The 21,642-nt window shown below is 56.0% G+C and carries 19 protein-coding genes; all 19 read right to left on the minus strand.

Annotated elements, in window-relative coordinates; genetic code table 11:
* Positions 1-12 precede the first annotated feature (12 nt).
* Positions 13-1,233 (minus strand): colanic acid biosynthesis glycosyltransferase WcaL, encoded by a 1,221-nt coding sequence (gene wcaL / locus RY075_RS15005; RefSeq protein ID WP_032609659.1) that lies wholly within the window; start codon positions 1,231-1,233, stop codon positions 13-15.
* Entirely contained in the window at positions 1,230-2,510 is a 1,281-nt protein-coding gene (gene wcaK / locus RY075_RS15010; RefSeq protein ID WP_003863530.1) for a colanic acid biosynthesis pyruvyl transferase WcaK, read from the minus strand. Before wcaK ends, wcaL begins: the two co-directional genes overlap by 4 nt.
* Before the next feature lie 15 nt (positions 2,511-2,525).
* The gene (gene wzxC / locus RY075_RS15015; RefSeq protein ID WP_003863527.1) at positions 2,526-4,004 is read right to left on the minus strand and encodes a colanic acid undecaprenyl disphosphate flippase WzxC; all 1,479 of its coding nucleotides are present in this window, start codon (positions 4,002-4,004) and stop codon (positions 2,526-2,528) included.
* Between the two features lies 1 nt (position 4,005).
* The gene (wcaJ, locus tag RY075_RS15020; RefSeq protein WP_003863525.1) at positions 4,006-5,400 is read right to left on the minus strand and encodes an undecaprenyl-phosphate glucose phosphotransferase; all 1,395 of its coding nucleotides are present in this window, start codon (positions 5,398-5,400) and stop codon (positions 4,006-4,008) included.
* A 116-nt stretch (positions 5,401-5,516) separates the two neighbouring features.
* Positions 5,517-6,887, minus strand: coding sequence for a colanic acid biosynthesis phosphomannomutase CpsG (cpsG, locus tag RY075_RS15025; protein ID WP_061856590.1), 1,371 nt, complete (start codon positions 6,885-6,887; stop codon positions 5,517-5,519).
* A 109-nt stretch (positions 6,888-6,996) separates the two neighbouring features.
* Complete coding sequence (cpsB, locus tag RY075_RS15030) at positions 6,997-8,433, minus strand: mannose-1-phosphate guanyltransferase (RefSeq protein ID WP_003863522.1); 1,437 nt, start codon at positions 8,431-8,433, stop codon at positions 6,997-6,999.
* Between the two features lie 3 nt (positions 8,434-8,436).
* Positions 8,437-9,660, minus strand: a complete 1,224-nt coding sequence (gene wcaI, locus RY075_RS15035) for a colanic acid biosynthesis fucosyltransferase WcaI (protein WP_003863520.1) — start codon at positions 9,658-9,660, stop codon at positions 8,437-8,439.
* On the minus strand, positions 9,657-10,136 hold the full coding sequence (locus RY075_RS15040; protein WP_003863519.1) for a GDP-mannose mannosyl hydrolase: 480 nt from the start codon (positions 10,134-10,136) through the stop codon (positions 9,657-9,659). Before RY075_RS15040 ends, wcaI begins: the two co-directional genes overlap by 4 nt.
* Before the next feature lie 2 nt (positions 10,137-10,138).
* Positions 10,139-11,104, minus strand: a complete 966-nt coding sequence (locus RY075_RS15045) for a GDP-L-fucose synthase (RefSeq protein ID WP_003863516.1) — start codon at positions 11,102-11,104, stop codon at positions 10,139-10,141.
* Positions 11,105-11,106: 2 nt separating this feature from the next.
* Positions 11,107-12,228, minus strand: coding sequence for a GDP-mannose 4,6-dehydratase (gmd, locus tag RY075_RS15050; protein WP_003863514.1), 1,122 nt, complete (start codon positions 12,226-12,228; stop codon positions 11,107-11,109).
* Between the two features lie 24 nt (positions 12,229-12,252).
* Entirely contained in the window at positions 12,253-12,801 is a 549-nt protein-coding gene (gene wcaF / locus RY075_RS15055) for a colanic acid biosynthesis acetyltransferase WcaF (protein ID WP_003863512.1), read from the minus strand.
* A gap of 16 nt (positions 12,802-12,817) precedes the next feature.
* Positions 12,818-13,564: a colanic acid biosynthesis glycosyltransferase WcaE gene (gene wcaE, locus RY075_RS15060; protein WP_003863510.1), complete on the minus strand. Its 747-nt coding sequence runs from the start codon at positions 13,562-13,564 to the stop codon at positions 12,818-12,820.
* Positions 13,565-13,580: 16 nt separating this feature from the next.
* On the minus strand, positions 13,581-14,801 hold the full coding sequence (gene wcaD, locus RY075_RS15065) for a colanic acid polymerase WcaD (protein ID WP_003863508.1): 1,221 nt from the start codon (positions 14,799-14,801) through the stop codon (positions 13,581-13,583).
* Positions 14,776-15,993, minus strand: a complete 1,218-nt coding sequence (gene wcaC / locus RY075_RS15070; RefSeq protein ID WP_109948665.1) for a colanic acid biosynthesis glycosyltransferase WcaC — start codon at positions 15,991-15,993, stop codon at positions 14,776-14,778. The genes wcaD and wcaC overlap by 26 nt, the downstream gene beginning before the upstream one ends.
* A complete protein-coding gene (gene wcaB / locus RY075_RS15075) occupies positions 15,990-16,481 on the minus strand; it encodes a colanic acid biosynthesis acetyltransferase WcaB (protein ID WP_003863505.1) in 492 nt (163 codons plus the stop codon). Before wcaB ends, wcaC begins: the two co-directional genes overlap by 4 nt.
* Complete coding sequence (gene wcaA, locus RY075_RS15080; RefSeq protein WP_017383272.1) at positions 16,481-17,323, minus strand: colanic acid biosynthesis glycosyltransferase WcaA; 843 nt, start codon at positions 17,321-17,323, stop codon at positions 16,481-16,483. Before wcaA ends, wcaB begins: the two co-directional genes overlap by 1 nt.
* A 151-nt stretch (positions 17,324-17,474) precedes the next feature.
* On the minus strand, positions 17,475-19,637 hold the full coding sequence (gene wzc / locus RY075_RS15085) for a tyrosine-protein kinase Wzc (RefSeq protein ID WP_109948664.1): 2,163 nt from the start codon (positions 19,635-19,637) through the stop codon (positions 17,475-17,477).
* A gap of 2 nt (positions 19,638-19,639) precedes the next feature.
* Positions 19,640-20,083, minus strand: coding sequence for a low molecular weight protein-tyrosine-phosphatase Wzb (gene wzb, locus RY075_RS15090; protein WP_003862078.1), 444 nt, complete (start codon positions 20,081-20,083; stop codon positions 19,640-19,642).
* A 6-nt stretch (positions 20,084-20,089) separates the two neighbouring features.
* Complete coding sequence (locus RY075_RS15095) at positions 20,090-21,226, minus strand: polysaccharide export protein (RefSeq protein ID WP_003862079.1); 1,137 nt, start codon at positions 21,224-21,226, stop codon at positions 20,090-20,092.
* Between the last annotated feature and the right edge of the window lie 416 nt (positions 21,227-21,642).

Raw genomic sequence — 21,642 nt, forward strand, 5'->3', positions numbered from 1 at the left:
ACAACCTCAGCGTTACAGCGTTTGCAGCAGGCTCGCTAACTGGCGATTAATCACCTGCTGATTGAATTCTGCTTCAACTTTTTGCCGCGCATTTTGCAGCACAGGGATCAGCGTTTGCTGATCGATATCACTGAACGCAGCCAGACGATCCGCCAGCGCCAGCGCATTGTTTTCAGGGACCAGCCAGCCAGAATGCTCAGAGGTGATCAGCTCCGGGATCCCGCTGTGCAGGGTCGAGACTACCGGAATGCCGACCGCCATCGCCTCCATCAGCGCCACGGGAATGCCTTCCATATCGCCGTCGGCGCCGGTTACGGAAGGCAGCAGGAACACATCCGCGTCATCAAGCATGGCTTTCACTTCGTGGCTCGGCTTGAAGCCCGGCATCTCGACCACGTCTTCCAGCTGATACTGTTCAATCAGCGTGCGCAGGCGACGCTCCCACGGCCCGATACCCAGGATGCGGTAGTGGAAGTCCACACCGCGCGCCTTCAGCTGGCGACAGGCTTCGATGGCTACGTGCAGCCCTTTCTTTTCGGTCAGGCGGGCAACAGAGATAATTTGCAGCGGCTTGCCCGGCACCTTGACCGGTCGCTGGGTAAAGCGTTCCATGTCTACGCCCATGCGTGAAACGGTGATTTTCTCGCTCGGGCACCCCATGGTTTTCAGGCGCCCGGCCCACAGGTTGCTTATCGGCAGCATCATGTCGCCACGGCGAAACAGCTGCTGATATTCCGGCGTGTAGTGGTTCAGCACTTCCCGGCTGGAGATGTCGATACCGTGGAAAATGGTTGCGATTTTGCCGTCAATCACCCCCAGCTCACGCAGTTTTGCCGCCGTTACGCCCGCCGGGCCAAAGTGGGCGATAAAGACATCGGCCCGGTACGGCTGGGCCGTTTGCCCGCAAATGGCGGATAAGATCAGGTTGCGGGCCTCCGCCCCATAGCGCGACATATTCAGCGCCCGCCACGTCGAGGCGCGATGCAGGCCGCGCAGCGTCTGGCTGGCGCGATGGCGCAGTTTGTTCATCCGTCCGGCGGGTTCGTCCTGCAACCAGCGGGTTTTTGCCTCCAGCCCATACCGGGTATACGCCGCATGGGTGTTTTGCGTATCGCCCTTTTGCAGGGCGATAATCTCCACGTCATACCCCATATCGATAAACGCGGTGATTTGGTTCAGCACAAAGGTTTCAGACGACAGCGGAAATTTCAGTAAGAAGAAACCAACCTTCATTTCCCCTCCCGGACGCGGTCGAGTACGGATTTCACCATGCCAATACCTTTTTCGCGTTCGGCTTTTACCGCCTCCGCCAGACGTTCGTTGATCGCAGGCAGCTGGCCGAGCGTGTCGCCCACCATCGCACCCAGCGATCCGTCCAGCAAATGACGAATATCGACGGCCATTTCAGGCATACCGAGCTGCTGCATAATGCCCGCGGACTTGTGTTCGTAGTTGATGGCGATGGCTGGCGTACCGAAGTTCATCGAGATAATAGCCGAGTGCAGACGCGTGCCCACGGTCAGGTCGCAGGCAGAGAGCAGCTTGCCCATCTCAAGGTCGTTCAGCTCGTCCATCACCACGTGATAGCGGGACGGATCGTTCACCAGGTTGCGCAGGTTGAGCGCTACCATACGGTCATCTTTGTTGTAGCTGTCGATACCGGTACAGGTGGAGAGCGCCAGCACCTGGTAACCGCTGTCCAGCACGCGGTTCACCACCTCGGCAAAGGCTTTCTCGTACGCCGCCTGGGTCGTGCCGAGGCGTTTATCGAACGGCGCAAGTTCACGCAGGGTAATGGCGACGGTTTTCTGCTTTGCCGCCACGTCCAGCCAGTGCTGTACCGCGTAGCTGGCCTGGAAGCTGTCATCCTGATGATCCACCAGCCAGGCGGTGTCTACACCGTGCTCCACTTTGGTGGTGTCGATTTCGCTGCGCTTCATCATGTCGAGGCTGACCGATTCACGCAGGATCAGCGCGTCGCAGTGGCCGAAGACATAGTTCGCCAGCTGGTTAAACTGCGGATCCTGGAACGGCCCGACGCTGTGGCCGATCATAAACAGCGGCTTTTTCGCCATAAAGGTGCAAAGCGCATGTTCAAACTGCGGCACGCCGTACAGGTCGACGAAGAACGAGCCGCCCACCTGAATAATGGCGTCATAGCCGGACAGCAGACGCACGAAATCGGTAAAGCCCTGCGCGATGGCAATGTTGCGCAGCTTGCCGGTGTCGGTTACGCGAGAAAGCAGCACCTGATGCTGATAGCGGCGACGCAGCACTTTCTTCACGCGCCCCATCACGCCCGCAGCGTTGTTGTGCTGTTTCATCTGGCTGTAGAGCGGGTCGCCCATCACCGGGCGGTTCAGTAACCAGGATGAGCTGACCGGATAACGGCTCATCACATCCACTTCTGTCTCAGGCTTAAGGGTGTTAATTGCATCCAGTAAACCGCGCAGGATGGCGCTGTCGCCACGGTTGCCGCAGGTATGGTTGCCAAGAATAAGTAATTTCATAATGGCCTCGTAAAATTAGCCTGCGCGAAGCAGCGTTTTCATTTTTTCGTTACGGCAAAACTGGCGCTTCATCTCGACCACCAGCGCATTGCGTGACAGCACAATCATCACGCCAAACGCCAGCGCGCCTGCCGCGACCTGCACCGCAAGCAGCGCCGCCAGCGGCAGATGTCCGTTGAGCACCACGCCCAGGCCGTAGCTCACCGCAAGCGTCGGCAAGGAGAGATAAAACGGCAGCCACAGGCTGAGGATGTACTGACGGTAGCTGGAGCCCAGCACCGGTTTGATCATCACGAAGTAGCTCAGCACGGTATTGACGATTTGCACCAGCAGGAAGCCGAGCGTCACGCCAATGGCACCCGCCATGTGCCCGCCCACAATAATTGCCGGAATAAACAGGAAGGTTTTAAACACGTTGAACTTGAAGCTGATATCCACGCGCGCCTTTGCCATCAGCAGAGAACCAATCGGGTTCCCCACCGAGCGCAGCAGCCCCACGACGCACAGCAGTTGCAGGATTGGGATGATGCTGTTCCACTTCTCGCCAAACACCAGCGGTACGAAATTGCTGGCGACCACCATCAGCCCCAGCAGGACCGGGAAGTTGATGATCCCCACCACGGAGAGCAGCTTGTAAAAGTTCACGCGCAGCTTTTCGGTATCGTCCTGAATTTTGGCGAACGCCGGGAACAGGACGCGGGTAATAATCGGGTTGAGCTTCATCGGCGGGACAACCGCGACGTTATACGCCAGGTTGTAGCCACCCGCGACGCTCGCGCCCAGAATGCGCGCCAGCACCAGCGTGGAGAGGTTAGTATTTACGTAGTTGATAATGCTGTCTGCCGTCAGCCACGCGCCGAAGCGCAGGTTGGATGAAACAGACGCCAGCGAAAAATGCAGCCCCGGGCGATAAATCTTACGGCCAAAGAAGCCGAACAGCAGCGTGCGCACGGCAGAGTTAACGAGGTAGCCGAGGATGGCGGTCATCGCCAGCGGCCAGAAATGGGCGCTGACCACGGTGAAGGTAAAGCCCGCCAGCACGGCGCTGGTCTCAATCATGCCGATTTTGTTGAACTCCAGCTCTTTCTGCATCAGCGCGCGGAACTGCTGCCCGTGCGGGATCACCACGAAAGCGAACGACAGGGTGCGCATCAGCGGCGCCAGGTCCGGGTTATGCAGCACGCCGGCAATCACATCGCTCAGCAGGAACACCAGCACAAAAACGAAGATACCCAGCCCGACGTTCAGCCAGTAGAGGGTGGTCAGCTCCAGATGGCTGATCTCTTTGCGCTGGATAATGGAGTTGGCGATACCAAAGTCCGACAGCGTATCGGCCAGGGCGATAATCACCAGCGAGACGGTCAGCAGACCAAACTGGTGATTATCGATAATGCGCGCCAGCACCGTCATCTGTACCAGGCCGAGGCCAATGATGACGATGGTGGCCATGGCTGACCATTTCGCGCCGCTGATGGTTTTTTCTCGTAAGCTCATTTTAGTACGCCGCTTTGTTCACGAAACCTTTGAAAATGGTCAGAAAAACAATCTTGATATCGAACCAGAGGCTCCACTCGCGGATGTACTCCAGATCGAACTCGATACGTTTTTCCATTTTTTCCAGCGTGTCGGTCTCGCCGCGCCAGCCGTTGATCTGCGCCCAGCCGGTGATGCCCGGCTTCACCTTATGGCGCAGCATGTAGCCTTCAATCAGGGTACGGTACTGCTCGTTATGGGCCACGGCGTGAGGACGAGGCCCGACGATGGACATCCCGCCGGTGAACACGTTGATGAACTGCGGCAGCTCATCGAGCGAGGTACGGCGCAGGAAGTTGCCCACGCGGGTGACGCGCGGATCGTTCTGCGTCGCCTGGGTCACCACCTTGTCGTTCTCCATCACCTTCATGGAGCGGAATTTCCACACCATGATCGGCTTACCGTCCATGCCGTAGCGGGTCTGACGGAAGATGATCGGCCCCGGCGAGCTGAGCTTCACCGCCAGCGCAATACAGCACAGCACCGGGGAGATGAGCAGCAGGATCAGGGACGAAAGCACGATATCTTCCACGCGCTTCAGCACGCGGTTAATCCCCGACAGCGGCGTGTCGTACAGCGGAACAACCGGTACCCCGTTCACCTCTTCAATACGGGAGTGGAGAATATTGAAGGTGAAGACATCCGGGATGAGGATCACCGAGCAGGTGGTATCCGCCAGCTCGCGCATCAGTTTCTTGATGCGGGATTCATCTTTCATCTGCATGGCGATGTAGACGTTATGAATTTTGCCGGCTTTCGCATCGTCAATAAGCTGTTCGTAGTTACCTGCCCAGTCGGACGGTACGCCGCCGGGCTTCGCGTCGTGATAAATCCCGACCACTTCAAAACCTAACCACGGCTCTTTGCGGAAGCTGTCGAGCAACACCTGTCCCACCGGCAGATCGCCCGCCACGGCAACGAAGCGACGGTTATACCCGCGGTTGCGCAGCCAGCCCGCGCCAAAGCGGATCAGCGAGCGGCAGACCACCATGCCAATGCTGGTTAACAGATACCAGCAGAGATAGGTCACAAGACGGTTATCAAAATCATGGCTGAACGCCACCAGGCCTGCGCTGAAAATCAGGCTTAAGGTCCAGTTCTGGAGCAGCAGCATCAGTTCGGTGGTCATTTTGACGCCGCGCCATGAACGATAGAAATCGGTCATGCCGCCGATCATCTGAAACACCACCAGCGCAATCAACGCCATCAGCAAGTGCATGTATAAGAACGACTGCCCGCTGACCCAACACACCGCCCACAGTCCGCCGACCATGATGGTGATATCAGAAAAACGCTGCACCATAGAGATTAACGATGCATTCGTTCTCGCTCGTTCGCGCTTTTTTAGATTTGTCATCGTTGTTCCTTTAGTTCTAAACCTTACCCCTCGCCCCTCACCCCAAAGGGGAGAGGGTGTTCAAGTTCCCTCTCCCCTTTGGGGTGAGGGTTAGGGTGAGGGGTAAGGTTTTCTTTTTACTGATTCAACAGCGCCAGAATGTCCTTCGTTCGGGCTTCCATCAGCGCGGTATCGGCGCGGGACTCCACGTTCAGGCGCACCACCGGCTCGGTATTGGACGAGCGCAGGTTGAAGCGCCACTGCGGGAACGCCATGCTGATACCGTCGGTACGGTCAATCTCCAGCGCATGAATGGCAAAGTGCTGTTCCACGCGGGCAATGGCCTCAGCGGGCTGTGCCAGTTTGCTGTTGATCTCACCGCTCGCCGGGAACGCCGCCATGCGGTCGCGCACCAGTTCGCCCAGGCTCTGCCCTTTCAGGCACAGCAGCTCGGTCACAAGCAGCCACGGGATCATCCCGCTGTCGCAGTAGGCAAAATCACGGAAATAGTGGTGGGCGCTCATCTCGCCGCCGTAGATGGCGTCTTCCTCACGCATACGCTCTTTGATAAACGCGTGGCCGGTTTTGGACATCACCGGCTCGCCGCCCGCGGCCTTCACCACGTCGACGGTGTTCCAGGAAAGACGCGGATCGTGAATGATTTTCGCCCCCGGGTTTTTCTCGAGGAACGCTTCCGCCAGCAGGCCAACGATGTAGTAGCCTTCGATAAACTGCCCTTTCTCATCGAACAGGAAGCAGCGGTCGAAGTCGCCGTCAAAGGCGATACCCATATCGGCGCCGTGCTCAATCACCGCGTTGCGGGTGTCGTCGCGGCACTCCGGCAGCAGCGGGTTAGGAATACCGTTCGGAAAGTTGCCGTCTGGCGTGTTGTGCACTTTGACGAAGGTCACCGGCACGTTCAGCGCCTTAAAGCGGGCTTCAAGTGCATCGACAACCGGGCCTGCCGCGCCGTTGCCGGAGTTAATCACCAGCTTCAGCGGTTTGAGGTTTGCCACATTGATGTAGCCCAGCAGGTGGTCGATGTACTCTTTTTGCAGGTTAATCTGCTTATAGCTGCCGCGTTTTGCGTCGTTAACCGGCGGGAAGTCGTTGGCCTCGGCCAGACGCTGCACGTCGCGCAGGCCGGTGTCGCCGCTGATAGGACGGGCGCCCTTGCGCACCAGCTTCATGCCGTTGTAGTCCATTGGGTTATGGCTGGCGGTAACTTCGATACCGCCGTCCACGCCCAGGTGGAAGGTGGCAAAATAGATCTCTTCGGTACCGGAAAGGCCAATGTCCAGCACGTCGACGCCCGCGTCCTGTAGCCCTTTCGCCAGCGCCAGCTTCAGGGATTCGCTTGTCAGACGCACGTCGCCGCCAAGCACGATAGTTTGTGGTTTCAGGTATTCGCCGTACGCGCGGCCGATGCGCCACGCAATGTCTTCGTTCAGCTCTTCGCCCAGCTTGCCGCGAATATCGTAGGCTTTAAAACAGGTTAATTTTTCCATGATGACCCCTTTTTCAGGCAACAGTTGGCCCTGACCATGTAATGGCCAAATTTATTTTTTTCATTCGTAGGCCCGGAAAGCGCAGCGCCACCGGGCATGATGCGGAGTGCTACACGCGCCCGTAGCGATCCTGGAAGCGGATGATGTCGTCCTCTTCCAGATAGGAGCCGGAACGCACCTCAATTAAGTCGAGCGGAATTTTCCCCGGGTTTTCCAGACAGTGCGTGGCGCCCAGCGGAATATAAATGGACTCGTTTTCACCGAGCAACTTCACTTCACCGTCGATGGTCACTTTGGCGGTCCCTGCCACCACCACCCAGTGTTCGGCGCGGTGATGGTGCATCTGCACCGACAGCCCTTCTCCCGGCTTCACGGTGATGCGTTTCACCTGATAACGCTCGCCGGCGTCGATGGAGTCATATTTGCCCCACGGGCGGTAGACTTCACGGTGAATATGGTGTTCGTGACGGCCATCGGCCTTGATCTTCTCCACCACTTTTTTAACGTCCTGCACGGCATTACGGTCGGCAATCAGCACCGCGTCTTTGGTCTGCACGACCACCAGATCCTTCACCCCTACCGTGGTGACGAGGCCAGATTCGGCGTAGACGTAGCTGTTTTCCGTTTTGTGGCTGATCACATCTCCGTGATGGACGTTACCCTCCGGGGTATGCGCGCTGATCTCCCACAGTGACGACCAGGAGCCGACGTCGCTCCAGCCCGCATCCATCGGTACCACTACCGCATCTGCCGTACGTTCCATCACCGCATAGTCAATGGACTCTTCCGGACAGGCGAGGAAGGCTTCTTCGTCCACGCGGATAAAATCGAGATCCGGATCCACCACCGCCATCGCTTTTTCGCAGGCGCTTAAAATATCCGGGCGATATTTTTCCAGCTCTTCCAGGTAGCGACCGGCGCGGAACAGGAACATACCGCTGTTCCAGTAGTATTCACCGCTGGCGACATACGCCTGCGCGGTTTCCAGATTCGGTTTTTCGACAAACTGCGCCACGTCAAAGGCCACGCTGTCGCCTTCACCAGGCGTAACGCTGCCGCGGCGAATGTAGCCATAGCCGGTTTCCGGGAGATCCGGCACGATGCCGAAGGTCACCAGCTTGCCGTTCTCAGCGTAAGGAATCGCGGCGCGTACCGCGTCGCGGAAGGCCTCTTCCTGCTGGATGACGTGGTCAGCCGCCAGCACCAGCATCAGCGGGTCGCAGTCCGGGCTGCTGCGTTTTGCTGCCAGCGCCGCAAGGGCAATGGCAGGCGCCGTGTTGCGTCCGGCAGGCTCCAGAATGATATTTTCGGTCAGTTTGTTCAGCTGGCGCAGCTGCTCCGCAACGATAAAGCGGTGCTGCTCGTTACAGATCACCACCGGGCTTTCACACTCCACGCCGTGCAGACGGTTAACCGTCGTTTGCAGCATGGTGAGGTCGCCTTTCAGGCACAGAAATTGTTTTGGATAAAGCACGCGGGACAGTGGCCACAACCGGCTCCCGGATCCACCCGCCATTACGACCGGATACAAAGTGGTTTGACTCATGATTTATCCCCGTATATCTGCAATAAATTGGCTCAGCACGTTCTCTTTCTCGAGCGTGCGTTCGGCATATTCACGTGCCACCGTGTTCTCTTTTGGCATGGCGAGTGCCTGCTCAATTCCGGTCACCAGCGCAGGAACCGATTCAGGCTCCACGCAAACGGCAATGCCCGGGTAGCTGTTGCACAGCTGGCCTAATTCTGTTGCGGCTTCTGCCGTAATCACCGCGTTTCCGCCCACTGCCAGAATGTTGGTCAGCTTGGACGGCAGCACCGCATCCGCCGCGCCGCGTTTTTGCACCACCAGATGGCAGTCCGCCATTTTCAGCAGCGCGGGCAGCGCGTCATAAGACTGAAGCGGGAAGAAGAGGATGTTGGTCAGTCCGCGCTCGCTGGCCATTTTTTCCAGCCGCGCTTTACCACCGCCCTGCCCGACTATCACGAACATCCACGGGTGTTCGCTCAGCTGAAGCGCGGCGTCAATCACGCTCTCCAGCCCCTGTTTTTCGCCGATGTTGCCTGAGTAAAGAATGATTTTTTGCTCAGCAGGCAACCCGAGTTGCGCGCGCAACGCCTGCGCGTCCTGGTCTGTCACATCGCGGAAGCGCGCCACTTCGGACCAGTTCGGAAAGAAGATCACTTTTTCCGCCGGGACGCCCTTCTCCTGCGCCTTGTTCATCATCGAGCGCGAGATGGTCGAGACGTAATCCACGTTGTGCAGGCCGCTGCGCTCAAAGGCGCTGGCGAGCTTCGCCACCTTGCCGCCCTTGCCTTTCCCGGCCATACCCAGCCCGAGCATGGCGTCCACTTCATAATCCTGAATGTGCAGCAGGGTGCGCGCGCCGGAGAGTTTTCCCAGCAGGCGCATGCCTGGCGTGCAGAACAGGGTCGGCACCACGCCGATGATGCGATCCGGCTTCCAGCGACGCTGCGCCATCAGCGGGAAGAAACTGCTCAGGGCAAAGCTGCCCAGATGAATTAAACGTTTCAGCGTCGAGGGCTGTTTCGGCACGTAGAGCGGGCAGCGCCAGACGGTCGCGGCGCCCTCTTCGCGGCGGTAGCGCCAGCTGGAATAGCGTTCGCCTACCTTCCACTCCGGGTAATACGGCGGGGCAGTAATCACCCGCACGTCATGTCCCTGGCTCGCCATCCACTCGACCATCTCGCCGGTGTATTTCCCGATACCGGTAAGCTCCGGCGAGTAGTTAATTCCGTAGACGAGGATTTTCATAGACCTGGCACCTCGGCCTGACGTTCCGCAAGGAAGTACGCCCGACTGTTGTCATGGACGTTGTCGCTTGCCAGCAGCGCCTCTGGCGTTAACCAGCGGTAATCGTCATGCTGAGAATCAGGCAGACGCAGGTCTGCCTCACTCACCTTCAGGCGGAACCCCAGCACGACGTAGTGCGTGGTGAACCCGGTGCCTGAAAAGTTATCGTCATAGAAGTGCTGCCAGACCCCGTAAAACTGGCCCGCTGCCATCGGCAGTTGCAGGCCCAGTTCCGCCAGAGTGAGACGCTCAAACGCATCGGTAAGCGTCTCATCCTTCTGCACGCGCCCGCCGGGCACGAACCAGAAGCCCTGTGCAGGACGATTGGTTCGTTTCCCCAGCAAGAACTCGCCGCGTTCGTTCTCCACGATCAAATCAATTGAGATCAGCGGAGTGGAACGCACTACCGTGGCAAAATCTTCCTGACTTAAAAACATCATTACCCCCGGAAGCGGTGCTGGTTTTCCAGGAACCACTGGTAGGTGCTGGCCAGCCCCTGCTCCAGTGAGACCTCGTGATACCAGCCCAGCTGATGCAGACGGGTCACGTCCAGCAGCTTGCGCGGCGTGCCGTCCGGTTTGGTGGCGTCAAACACCACGCGTCCTTTGTAGCCCACCACCTGCGCGATGGTCTGCGCCAGCTCGCGAATGGTGCAGTCCACGCCGGTCCCGACGTTAATGTGCGACAGCATCGGCTCGGTGTTTTCCTGCCACACTTCGCGATCCAGCTCCATGACGTGAATGCTGGCCGCCGCCATATCGTCCACGTGCAGGAACTCGCGCATTGGCGTACCGCTGCCCCACACGACCACGTCCGGGGCGTTTTCGGCAGTCGCCTCGTGGAAACGACGCAGCAGCGCCGGGATCACGTGGGAATTGCTCGGGTGGAAGTTGTCGTGCGGTCCGTACAGGTTGGTCGGCATCACCGAGCGATAGTCGCGGTTATACTGACGGTTGTAGGATTCACACAGCTTGATCCCGGCAATTTTGGCAATCGCATACGGCTCGTTGGTGGCTTCAAGCGTGCCCTGCAACAGTTCGCTCTCGGCGATCGGCTGCTTCGCCATTTTCGGGTAGATACAAGATGAGCCGAGGAACAGCAGCTTGTTCACGTTGTGCAGATGCGCCGCGTGAATGATGTTGCTCTCAATCATCATGTTCTCGTAGATGAAATCCGCCGGGTAGGTATTGTTAGCGATAATGCCGCCCACCTTCGCCGCCGCCAGATACACCTGGTCGATACGTTCGCTGGCGAAGAAGTCCTGCACCGCTTTGCTGTCAAGCAGGTTCAGTTCGTCGCGGGTGCGAACAATCACCTCCACGTCACCGCGCTGTTCCAGCTGGCGAACAATCGCGGAACCCACCATTCCGCGATGACCGGCGACAAAAATACGTTGTTTTGTCATTCTCAGGACTCCAGCGCGATGGCAACCTCGTAGCCATGAGACTTGAGCAGGGAGTGTTTTTTCGCTGCTTCAAGATCTTTGGCCACCATCTCGGATACCATTTCTTGCAGGGTGGTTTCTGGTTTCCAGCCCAGCTTCTCGTGCGCTTTGGTTGGGTCGCCCAGCAGGGTTTCCACTTCAGCAGGACGGAAGTAACGCGGATCAACCTGGACAATCACGTCGCCTGGCTTCACGCCCGGTGCGTCATGGCCGGTCACGGAAACAACGATACCCTTCTCTTCCACGCCGGTGCCTTCGAAGCGCAGCTTGATGCCCAGCTGTGCCGCAGCCATCTCAACGAACTGACGTACGGAGTACTGCACGCCGGTCGCAATCACGAAGTCTTCTGGCTGCTCCTGCTGCAACATCATCCACTGCATTTTCACGTAGTCTTTCGCATGGCCCCAGTCACGCAGGGAATCCATGTTGCCGAGGTGCAGGCAAGACTCCAGGCCCTGAGCGATGTTAGCGATCGCGCGGGTGATTTTGCGGGTCACGAAGGTTTCGCCGCGACGTGGAGATTCGTGGTTGAACAGAATGCCGTTACAGGCGTACATGCCGTAGGATTCACGGTAGTTCACGGTGATCCAGTAGGCGTACAGTTTCGCCACAGCGTACGGAGAACGCGGGTAGAACGGCGTGGTCTCTTTCTGCGGAATTTCCTGCACCAGGCCGTACAGCTCAGAGGTAGATGCCTGGTAGAAGCGGGTTTTCTTCTCAAGACCCAGGAAGCGAATCGCTTCCAGCAGACGCAGCGTACCCATGGCGTCCACGTCAGCGGTGTATTCCGGGGATTCGAAGGAGACCGCAACGTGGCTCATCGCGCCCAGGTTGTAGACTTCATCCGGCTGTACTTCTTGCAGGATGCGGGTCAGGTTGGAGGTATCGGTCAGGTCGCCGTAATGCAGGTGGAATTTCGGGTTCGCCGCGTGAGGATCCTGATAAATATGATCGACACGTTCGGTGTTAAATGAAGACGCACGACGTTTAATACCGTGTACTTCATAACCTTTTTCCAGCAGTAACTCTGCCAGGTAAGAACCATCCTGCCCGGTAACGCCGGTGATGAGAGCGACTTTAGACATGTTTATATTCCTCTACTTATGAATTTAATCAGTTTCAACGCGTTCGCGTATCACCACTGCGGGGTTGCCACGGCAAATTTTATTTGCCGGAAGCGATTTAAAAACGCTGCTGCGGGCACCGACTACCGTGCCATCGCCAACAGAAACACCGGGTGCAACAAAGACGTCTGTTGCCAGCCAGCATTTTTCACCGATCACAACAGGCGAAGCGGTAATATCAAAATGCGGGCTCATAAAATCGTGGCTACCGGTGCACAAATAACACTTCTGTGAAACCACCGAATTTGCGCCAATCGTAATCTCACCAAGGGTATATAACACCGCGTCATCCCCAACCCAGGCGTAATCCCCAAGCGTTAATTTCCAGGGATAAGTAATTTTCACCGAAGGTCGAATGACTACGTTTTTTCCTATTTTTGCGCCGAACAGACGCAGTAAAAATGCGCGCCAGCGGTACAGTATTTGCGGCGACCAGGCAAATAACGTTGCCTGTACAGCCCACCACAGTTGAACTTTAATACCGCTCCCGCCCCGAAAACCTTTCGGTACGGAGAATCCATTTAATTCCTGCATTACGTTTCCTTATATCTCAGGCTTTGTTATATAAGGCTTTCGCTTTACCCGTCGTTTTCAGACGTAAGAAATAAGATAATTCCGCCCAGAACCCTGGCACGCGTAATATTTTACGCTGCACGTTTTTTGCATCCTGGCACAGTTCCAGATTATTCGAGGTTGACACGCCGCCCATTGAAAATTCAGATACCAGTCCTTTAATTCGACGGAACGGGTAGCCAGATTTGTAAAGGCTGGCGGCCAGGGCATAATCTGATGACACTTTATAGCGCAAATCGTAAGGCTGTTTTTTCAGGCCGCTCATTGGGAAGAAAATAGCCTGATGGCTGGCCGGGAGGCTGTGGTAGATATACCAGCCTGGTTTCGCACCGCGCAGCACTTTTTTCCCCTCGCCGAAATCAAGCAGCGCATCACCGATAAACATGGCATCTTCTTTCTGGCGCGCCAGCTGACGGGCAAACAGCGCCACATCTTCATGGAACACATCGCCGGAATTGAGGAAGATGGCGTAACGCCCCTGCGCCATGTTGATGCCTTTATTCATGGCATCGTAAATGCCTTTATCTTTCTCGCTGATGTAACGTAAGTTGAACTCACCGTTGAGTTTTTCCAGGAACTCCGCCGTGCCGTCGTTCGAGCCGCCATCGACCACGATCCACTCAAACGTGAGGCTCGGATCGCGCGCCAGGTTGCGCAGCGAGCGCCAGGTTTTTACCACCCCTTCGTAGTTACGAAAGGCGACAGTAATGACGCTAAGAAACATAAATCACCTCATTTCGTCATACGCTCGTAATATTCAGCGCTTTGCGCAAAATAAACGGACATACAATTAAGAATGCATATTCCGGGCTAAATATTGACCCGGTAAAAAACAACGACACCGGTGTGAACAGATAAAGTTGCACGCGAAAGTTCTGGTTATCACCAAACGCGTTAATCATCATTTTGAAAACTTTAAACAGATACCACAGTGTCAACAGTACGGCGAACCAGGAAAAATAGATAATTAACAGATACAGACCATTGTCTATGGTTTTACCGACATCCGCACCGTTAAAGATTCCGAATGATGCAACATATTCATAAAGTGAGCCGAATCTTACTACGCCATCTATATGGGTTAAGGAATAACCCACCATCACCAGTGGACCAATGATGCGATAATAGGACGATGACCCTTCCGTTCCCAAATCACCCAGACGCTCAGAAATGTACGGAAACGCAAATATCACGCCCACTAAAAATACCGTCAGAGAGATTATCGCCAGCGGCAGTTTTTTCTTAATCGCCTCTTTGTTCAGGTACTGGAACGCCCACTCCAGCAGGTAAAACAGAATAAACGTCATTACCCCGGAGAACGACCCTGACAGAACGATTCCTGCAAGAATCATAGCATCGGTCTTGGGGGTTTTGATACCGAACTGTTTGATGCTGAGCCAAATTGAGATTAATGCCAGAGCAAAAAACGCCGGTTCAAAATAGAGCGCGGTTGTACGCTTGCCACCAAACTTAATGAAGTTCAGTACATAGCTGTTACTGTATATAAGATATTTCGAAATTATTTCCATCAGGCTACTGCCGCCTGTGAGAATAATTTGCGCCATCTCCATTGCCGCAAGCACAACAATCAGCCCGACGACAATATAAAAGAACCTGAGGATTTTCCTATAATTGTGCGGAGAAATAGTTTTAAAGCGAATACTCCACACCATGCCAATAATGATAACGATATAAACAAACAGCATGGTGGAGGTGACATATTTGCTGGCGTCCAGCGACTGACCAAAGATGTAGTTAAACGCCGTCAGACCAAACCCGATGCCCAGCGCAATCATCAGCTTTTTGAGGTTAAGCTTGTCAACGTAAAGCAAGAGCAGAACCGGCAGGAAGGTGACGATAGTGATCGGGAAGCTTTCACCGAGCTGGGCAATCTTAACGTTGACCAGCAGGTAGATCAGCGGCAGCAGCAGATAACTACAGATTCTGATAGAACGAGACATACTCCTCCAGCATCTGTTGTCCACTGTACGCTTTGCGGCTACGGTTGCGGAACGATTCCAGGTCAGTGCCAAAAACAGCCTGCGCGATATCGGCCTTCGACAACTGCACCAGCGGCAGCACCTCATTTTCACTGAAGGTTTTACCGCCGGATTTCTCCAGCACTTCCCGCGCGGCGTCGCTGTGGGTGGCAATCACCGGTACGCCGATGGAGAGCGCTTCGCACAGGATCAGCGGGTAGTTGTCCACGCGGGAGCTGAACACCAGCGCGTCCATACCGTTCAGCGCGCTCATCAGTTTGCGCTTGTCGGTTTCAAACCCGTGGTTCACCACGTTAGCGCCTTCAAACGGGGAGAATTTGCCAAAGGTATGCAGCTCAATCTTGTCGCCGAGCGCCATCATGTCGCGCACCAGCTGCTGGTTGGTTTTGCCGTCGTAACGCAGGTCATGGGCGACGACCGCAATTTTCGGCTTACCGGCGGTAACGGCTACGGGCGTCAGTTCGGCCAAGATCGTTTCCGTCGCCACATCAATACCGTTGTTGATGATCTGGCAGCGCCCTGCTCCGTACAGGCTATTAAAAGCGTCCGCCACGTGCTGGCTTGGGGAGATAAAGGTGCAGCCGAGCGAGAGCATATCGCGGAACAGCTGACGCTTACCCTCAACCAGCTGATGCGCGCGATCGACCTTCACAGGCGGGTAGTTGCTGAGCGTAGGGCATTTCTGGCAGTTATCTTTCCAGCCTTCGCAGCCGTCGGTAAAGGCGCAGCGTCCGGTCACGCTCCAGTGGTCGTGCAGCGTCCAGACAAATCGGGTATCCGGCTTGTGCGCCTTCACCTTGCCACAAAACGCCACCACCTCCTCCAGATTCAGCCAGTAGCTGTGCAGCACGTGGAAGTGCAGCACAACCGGGCCGCGAGTGCGGGTGACGGTGCGGTAGAGATTATTCAGGTTGCCGAACAGGTCGCGGTTAAACAGGCGGAACAGCGCAATATTGGCGATGGAGGTCAGACGTGGCGTCTGCTTCAGCACCTGCGGATAGTTATCATGGCTGACGCTTTTCTTGCCACCTTTGCCGTAACCGTAAACAAAGCGCGACTGGAGTCCTTTTTGCAGCGCGCGCTGGTGCAGATCCAGCGCTACGCCTGCCGCCCCGCCCTCTGCGAGGCGTACGTTAAATTGCAGAATGTTCATTTAATCACCTTCACGCGGGCTTTCTCGCCCACCACCAGCGCGTTGTCCGGAATGCTGTCCAGCACCACGCTGCCTGCGCCAATCGTCACGTTATTGCCCACGGTAATGTCCCCGATCATCACCACGTTGGCGCCCAGCTCGACGTTATTGCCGATGACCGGGCAGGCCAGGCTGTCTGGCCCGCGGTTGCCGATCGTCACCCCGTGGCGAATGGTGAAATCATCACCCGCGACGACGAACTTGTTGATGACCACCGCATAACCGTGATGAATGGTAAAGCGGCGGCCAATGGTGGCTGCGGCCTGAATTTCATAGCCAAAAAAGCATTCGGTGATGATGCGGTACAGCACCAGCACCGGCGCGGCCCAGATATTGTTCAGCACATTTTTTTTGCGCCACACCGAGCAAAAGTGCGCAATACGGTAGGCCAGAACCATGCAGCACGGGCGCAGGCTCCAGCTGTTAGCGCGACAATCTTCCAGAAACATTATTTCCCCCGAAGCCCGTCAGCCAGACGCTTGCCGTTACGTACCGACAGCAACGTCAGCAACGTGCGCCAGTTCATGCGCTTGTTACGGATCTGATACAGGGTGAAGAGCTGATACTTCCGGCTGGCACGGTCAAACTTGTCCTTGTGCTTGCGGTAAAAATGGAAGTAGCCCGAGAATTTCTTCGGCGACGAGGTGATTTGCATCTCCCCGTGATTGATGTGCAGGATCTGCGTGGCCTCTTCCACCTTCCACGGCTCGCCGTACTCCACCACCATCCGCAGGAAAATGTCGTAATCCTGCGCGGCCTTCAGCTCGGTATCGAACAGGCACTCCTTAAAGCGCCATGCCCAGGTAAACACCTGATTGCCGATAATGTTGCGCTTGTAGAACAGGCGTCGGGAATACGGTGATTTCGGATACAGCGGCAGGCTGGCCGGCTGCGAATAGACCTCGCCCTGGCAGACATAGTCATTGGCATACAGAAACGCGTGGGTCACCAGCTGCGCTTTGTGCGACAGGAAGATCGACAGACGGTTTGGCGTCCATTCGTCATCGTCGTCGATACCGGTCAGATACTGCCCTTTCGCCTGCATAATCGCCTGGTTGCGCACCGCACACGCCCCGGAGTTGATGGCGTTGTGGGTGTACACCACGCGCGGGTCGTTCAGGTCTTCAACAAACTTTTGCAGTTGTTCGTAAGAGGAGGAACAGTCATCCACGATAATCAGTTCCCAGTTATCGTAATCCTGACGCAGGACCGATTTAATCGCGCGGATCGCCAGCTGCTGACGATTCCATGTCGGCATATAGATAGAAATCAAAGGGCGTTGTGTGGTCATATTTTCCCCTCACCCCGGCCCTCTCCCCATAGGGGAGAGGGTGAAAGGCATCCAGTGGTTATCATTACGTTCGTCCCCCAAATCCAGCACCGAACAGTCCCCTCTCCCCTTTGGGGAGAGGGTTAGGGTGAGGGGTGTGGGGTGCATTTTGTTATTTACTGTCAGACTTGTATTCGTACTCGTAATAGCCGTAATCCTGATACCCGGTCGCGCGGCGGAAGATGGAGTTCAGAATGACCCCCTTCACCTCAATACCGTTCTGCTCAAAGCGGCTCAGGCTGGTTTCCACTTCCTTAAGGGTGTTCACCGCATAGCGCGCGACCATCAGCGTGGTGCCCGCATGACGCCCTACCACGGCAGCGTCGGTGACCGCCAGAATTGGTGGGGTATCGATCAGCACCAGGTCATAGTTTTTGCTCGCCCACTCAATCAGCTGCGTGAAGCGCTCGCTCATCAGCAGTTCAGACGGGTTCGGCGGCACCTGTCCACGCGGGATCAGGTCAAATTTCGGAATCGACGTCGGCTTGGCGCTCTCGCTGATTTCCCCTTTACCGAGCAGGATTTCCGACAGACCGTTAACGTTGTTGGTCCCCAGCAGCTCATGGGTGTAGCCCTTACGCATATCGCAGTCGATCAACAGCACGCGCTTGTTGGTCTGGCTCACCACCGCCGCCAGGTTGGCGCAGACGAAGGTTTTACCGATTGATGGGCTAACGCCGGTCATCATCAGGACGTTGTTTTTGGCCTGCATCATGGCGAAGTGGAGGCTGGTACGCAGGCTGCGCACCGCTTCAATCGCCAGGTCAGTCGGGTTACCCACGGCCAGCAGCTGGCTCTGTTTGTAACGCTTGACGCCCTTAACGGTTTTGACGCTGTCACGGGACTTCTGCCACTCGGAGAGCGGGATGCTGGCGTACACGCTGATCCCGTTCTCTTCCAGCACCTGCGGGCTTTCGATACCGCGGTTGAACAGCGAGCGCAGCAGCACGCCGACGATGGAAAGCATCAGGCCGAGAATAATACTGCCGAGGATAATCAGCGCCTTCTTCGGCTTCAGCAAGCCCGGCTGGGTAATCGCCGGGTCAACGATACGCACGTCGCCGACGGTGCTGGCTTCGGTGATTTTCAGCTCCTGCTGTTTGTTCAGCAGCTGCATGTAAACCTGCTGGCCGGATTCCACATCACGCGTCAGGCGTACAATTTCCTGCTGCGTCTTCGGCATCGCGGTCACGCGGTCATTCAGCTTCGCCTTCTCTTCTTCCAGGGTACGACGTTTCTCCAGCAAAGTGCGGTACGCCGGGTGACGTTTGGTATAGAGCTTGGAAATCTCCGCCTCTTTGAAGGTCAGCTCGTTCAGCTGCGCATCAATATTCACCATGGAGTCGAGAACCGATTTCGCCTCCAGCGGCAGATCGACGGAATCTTTGTCCTGACGGTACGCGTTCAGCTTGTTCTCAGCGTCATCCAGACGGGCGCGCACCTCCGGCAGCTGTTTACTGAGGAACGCCAGGCTTTTTGCGGCTTCCGCTGACTTGCGCTCTACGTTCTGCTCAAGATAGTTGCGGGTGATGCTATTAAGGATGTCGCGGATTTGATCCTTGTCTTCACCGGTGAAGGTCATGCTCAGGACGCCGGTATCCTTGCCGTTTTCGGTGACGGTCAGGTTGTTTTGCAGGTTGTTGATCATCCCGAGCGTCGAGAATTTGGTGACCGTAAACTCCCCGCCCTCATGCGCCTGAATTGCGCTGACCTTGATGCTGACGCCCTCTTTAGTCAGCATCTGCCCCACCTCGCCGCGCGCGCTGAAGCCCGCGTCGCTGGTCAGCTGATACTGTTTTGGTCCCAGCACGGTCAGGGTAAAGGTTTGGTCCCCTGCCCCTTTTGGGATCACAAAGTCGGTCACTTTTACCGTATCGTTACTGCGCCCCATCAGGCGATCCCAGCCTGCGCCAAACACCGGGAAGGTGTTTTTGGTGACCGCGATATCCAGCCCCAGATCGTGAACCGTTTTGCCCAGTACCAGGCGCGACTGGATCAGCTGAATTTCGGCTTCCGATGCCGGCGGCTTGTTGGCCAGCGCCGAGCCGATATCCTGAACCAGCGAGTTTCCGGTATTTTGTTCGATCTGCACCAGCGCGTCGGCGCTGTAAATAGGCGTCGCGAACAGCGTATAAACGATCGCCGCCACGGCAAAAATGGCGGTAATACCCAGCACCCACCATTTCGCTTCAATAACGGTCCCGACCAGGCGACCGATATCGATTTCATCACTGCCCGACGTCGGGGCGGCAGAAGGTCTTGTTTTTTCTGTCATTGTTATCCCTGCTGAGCTTTCAGTGCCTGCGCCCACTGACGGGCAGACTGGTCTAGTAAGGTGTATACCGCCTCAAAGGCCTCGCGGCTCTTGCGATACGGATCGGGAATTTCGCGCTCACCATCCCAGTGACCAAACAGCATCACCTTGCCGCGCATCTCCGGTGCGATATCGCACAGCGCGTGAATGTGGCGTTTTTCCATCGCGAGGATCAGGTCATATTCCCGGCACATCCGGCCAGAGACCTGACGGGCAACGTGCCCGTCGAGTGAGAGGTTATGCTCAAGGGCAACGCTTGCGGCACGTTCGTCGGCACCTTTTCCGACCAGCGCGCCCAGCCCTGCGGAGTCGACCGTTAACGCAGGCTGGTAATTTTTCAACAGCCTTTCAGCCGTGGGGGAACGGCAAATGTTCCCCACGCACACCACCAGAATTTTGTTAAACATCGCGGCTTACCAGTTATGAACGTCGCTCGCCGTATCCGTCATGTAGCGAACGCCACTGATGGTAGGCAGCAACTGGTTGATCAGACGGTTCCAGCGGGCGACCGGCGCGGTGGTGACATAGACCACATCGTACGGCTGGAGACGGAACGACGTTGCCATGACCAGCGACGTCGCGTCGGACATATCCAGCTGGTAGATGTTGGCAATCTTGCCCTTCGCGTTCTCGCCTTTGATAGGACGGATCACGAAGATACCGCTGGCGTTGGAGGCGGTCAGGTCGATGCCTTCCGCATTGCCCAGCGCTTCGGTCAGGGTCATACCGCTGAAGTCCATCTTGAGGGTGCTCTGTTTCTTCACTTCACCCATCACGAACACTTTCAGATCGTCATTGCGCGGCACGTACAGAATGTCGCCCGGATAGAGGAGGCGGTTCTGGGTCAGGTCACCGTTTTGCATCAGCGCCTGAAGCGAAATGCGCTGCTCTTTGCCGTTGTGGGTTAGCACCACGTTGCGCCAGTCAGCGCCGTCGGTTAAGCCGCCTGCGGCATTGATCGCATCGAGAACGGTGAGCGGGACGTTAGTGATGGCCTGCTGGCCGGATTTATTGACCTGGCCAGAGATATAGGCTTTCTGGGATCGGAACGCGGCGATATTAACGTCCACCTGCGGGTCAGCAATGTACTGCGCCAGGCGGCCGGTAATATCACTACGGATCTCAGCAAGCGTTTTACCCGCGACGTGCACTTTGCCAATGTAGGGATAGAACATGGTGCCATCGGACTGTACCCAGTTACCGGTGTCGCTTGAGCTACGGTACTGGCCCGCAGGCGTGGTCAGCTCCGGGTGATCCCAGACGGTCACGTTAATGACGTCACCCGGACCCACGCGATACTGGTAAGAGGCAATTTCCTGGTCCAGAGACATATTTGGCTGAGCAACATTTGGACGTGGGCGTAATTGTTCCACCAGACGTGGGGTTAATGGATACACATTCACCATTTTGTCGAGATCAAAATCAGCATCCTGCTGTTTAATCACATCCTTGCCCATTGTCGACATATTGCTGCCGGGAAAGACCGTGCAACCACTCATCAAGGTCACAGACACCAATAATGGCATCAATTTCATTTTGGATTTCATCATTGATTATTTATCACTTTGGCAGAGTAATTATCCTGTGCAATTAAAATAAGCGCGGGTCGTGGTGACAATCAGAATGCAGTTAATCATTTAGCAATATAACTGGCATCAGTCCTAAAAAAAGCTTATTCATCCATTGGCTATTGACAGAATAATTGAGGCTGATTCACACGCTTTCAGGCACGCTACCGCCCTTGGCTTTCAGTTACCAATCCACTGACTAAACAATGCGTTATGGTTTGACACCCTCTTGGATAAGGCCTTTTGCGAAATATATCAAACGCCTCACAGGGGCGATTGATAATGTATAACCTTCACCAAAGACCGAAACAAAAATAGCAACAAGGAGTTTTAACATTTGATGCTGGAAGAATTGTTGCAGCTAACCTAATAGCAGGCAAGGAGACAACCGTCCTAAT

This window comes from Enterobacter sp. JJBC, assembly GCF_036936505.1.
GTDB classification, from domain to species: Bacteria; Pseudomonadota; Gammaproteobacteria; order Enterobacterales; family Enterobacteriaceae; genus Enterobacter; species Enterobacter hormaechei_C.

Bases quoted from the DNA above. Each gene is read 5' to 3' on its own strand.
- cpsG (WP_061856590.1), bottom strand. From the start codon at position 6,887: ATGGAAAAATTAACCTGTTTTAAAGCCTACGATATTCGCGGCAAGCTG.
- wcaB (WP_003863505.1), bottom strand. From the start codon at position 16,481: ATGTTTCTGGAAGATTGTCGCGCTAACAGCTGGAGCCTGCGCCCGTGC.
- RY075_RS15095 (WP_003862079.1), bottom strand. From the start codon at position 21,226: ATGATGAAATCCAAAATGAAATTGATGCCATTATTGGTGTCTGTGACC.
- wcaE (WP_003863510.1), bottom strand. From the start codon at position 13,564: ATGTTTCTTAGCGTCATTACTGTCGCCTTTCGTAACTACGAAGGGGTG.
- wcaD (WP_003863508.1), bottom strand. From the start codon at position 14,801: ATGTCTCGTTCTATCAGAATCTGTAGTTATCTGCTGCTGCCGCTGATC.
- wcaA (WP_017383272.1), bottom strand. From the start codon at position 17,323: ATGACCACACAACGCCCTTTGATTTCTATCTATATGCCGACATGGAAT.
- wcaI (WP_003863520.1), bottom strand. From the start codon at position 9,660: ATGAAAATCCTCGTCTACGGAATTAACTACTCGCCGGAGCTTACCGGT.
- wcaC (WP_109948665.1), bottom strand. From the start codon at position 15,993: ATGAACATTCTGCAATTTAACGTACGCCTCGCAGAGGGCGGGGCGGCA.
- RY075_RS15040 (WP_003863519.1), bottom strand. From the start codon at position 10,136: ATGTTTTTAAGTCAGGAAGATTTTGCCACGGTAGTGCGTTCCACTCCG.
- wcaF (WP_003863512.1), bottom strand. From the start codon at position 12,801: ATGCAGGAATTAAATGGATTCTCCGTACCGAAAGGTTTTCGGGGCGGG.
- wcaL (WP_032609659.1), bottom strand. From the start codon at position 1,233: ATGAAGGTTGGTTTCTTCTTACTGAAATTTCCGCTGTCGTCTGAAACC.
- wzc (WP_109948664.1), bottom strand. From the start codon at position 19,637: ATGACAGAAAAAACAAGACCTTCTGCCGCCCCGACGTCGGGCAGTGAT.
- gmd (WP_003863514.1), bottom strand. From the start codon at position 12,228: ATGTCTAAAGTCGCTCTCATCACCGGCGTTACCGGGCAGGATGGTTCT.
- wcaK (WP_003863530.1), bottom strand. From the start codon at position 2,510: ATGAAATTACTTATTCTTGGCAACCATACCTGCGGCAACCGTGGCGAC.
- wcaJ (WP_003863525.1), bottom strand. From the start codon at position 5,400: ATGACAAATCTAAAAAAGCGCGAACGAGCGAGAACGAATGCATCGTTA.
- wzxC (WP_003863527.1), bottom strand. From the start codon at position 4,004: ATGAGCTTACGAGAAAAAACCATCAGCGGCGCGAAATGGTCAGCCATG.
- RY075_RS15045 (WP_003863516.1), bottom strand. From the start codon at position 11,104: ATGACAAAACAACGTATTTTTGTCGCCGGTCATCGCGGAATGGTGGGT.
- wzb (WP_003862078.1), bottom strand. From the start codon at position 20,083: ATGTTTAACAAAATTCTGGTGGTGTGCGTGGGGAACATTTGCCGTTCC.
- cpsB (WP_003863522.1), bottom strand. From the start codon at position 8,433: ATGAGTCAAACCACTTTGTATCCGGTCGTAATGGCGGGTGGATCCGGG.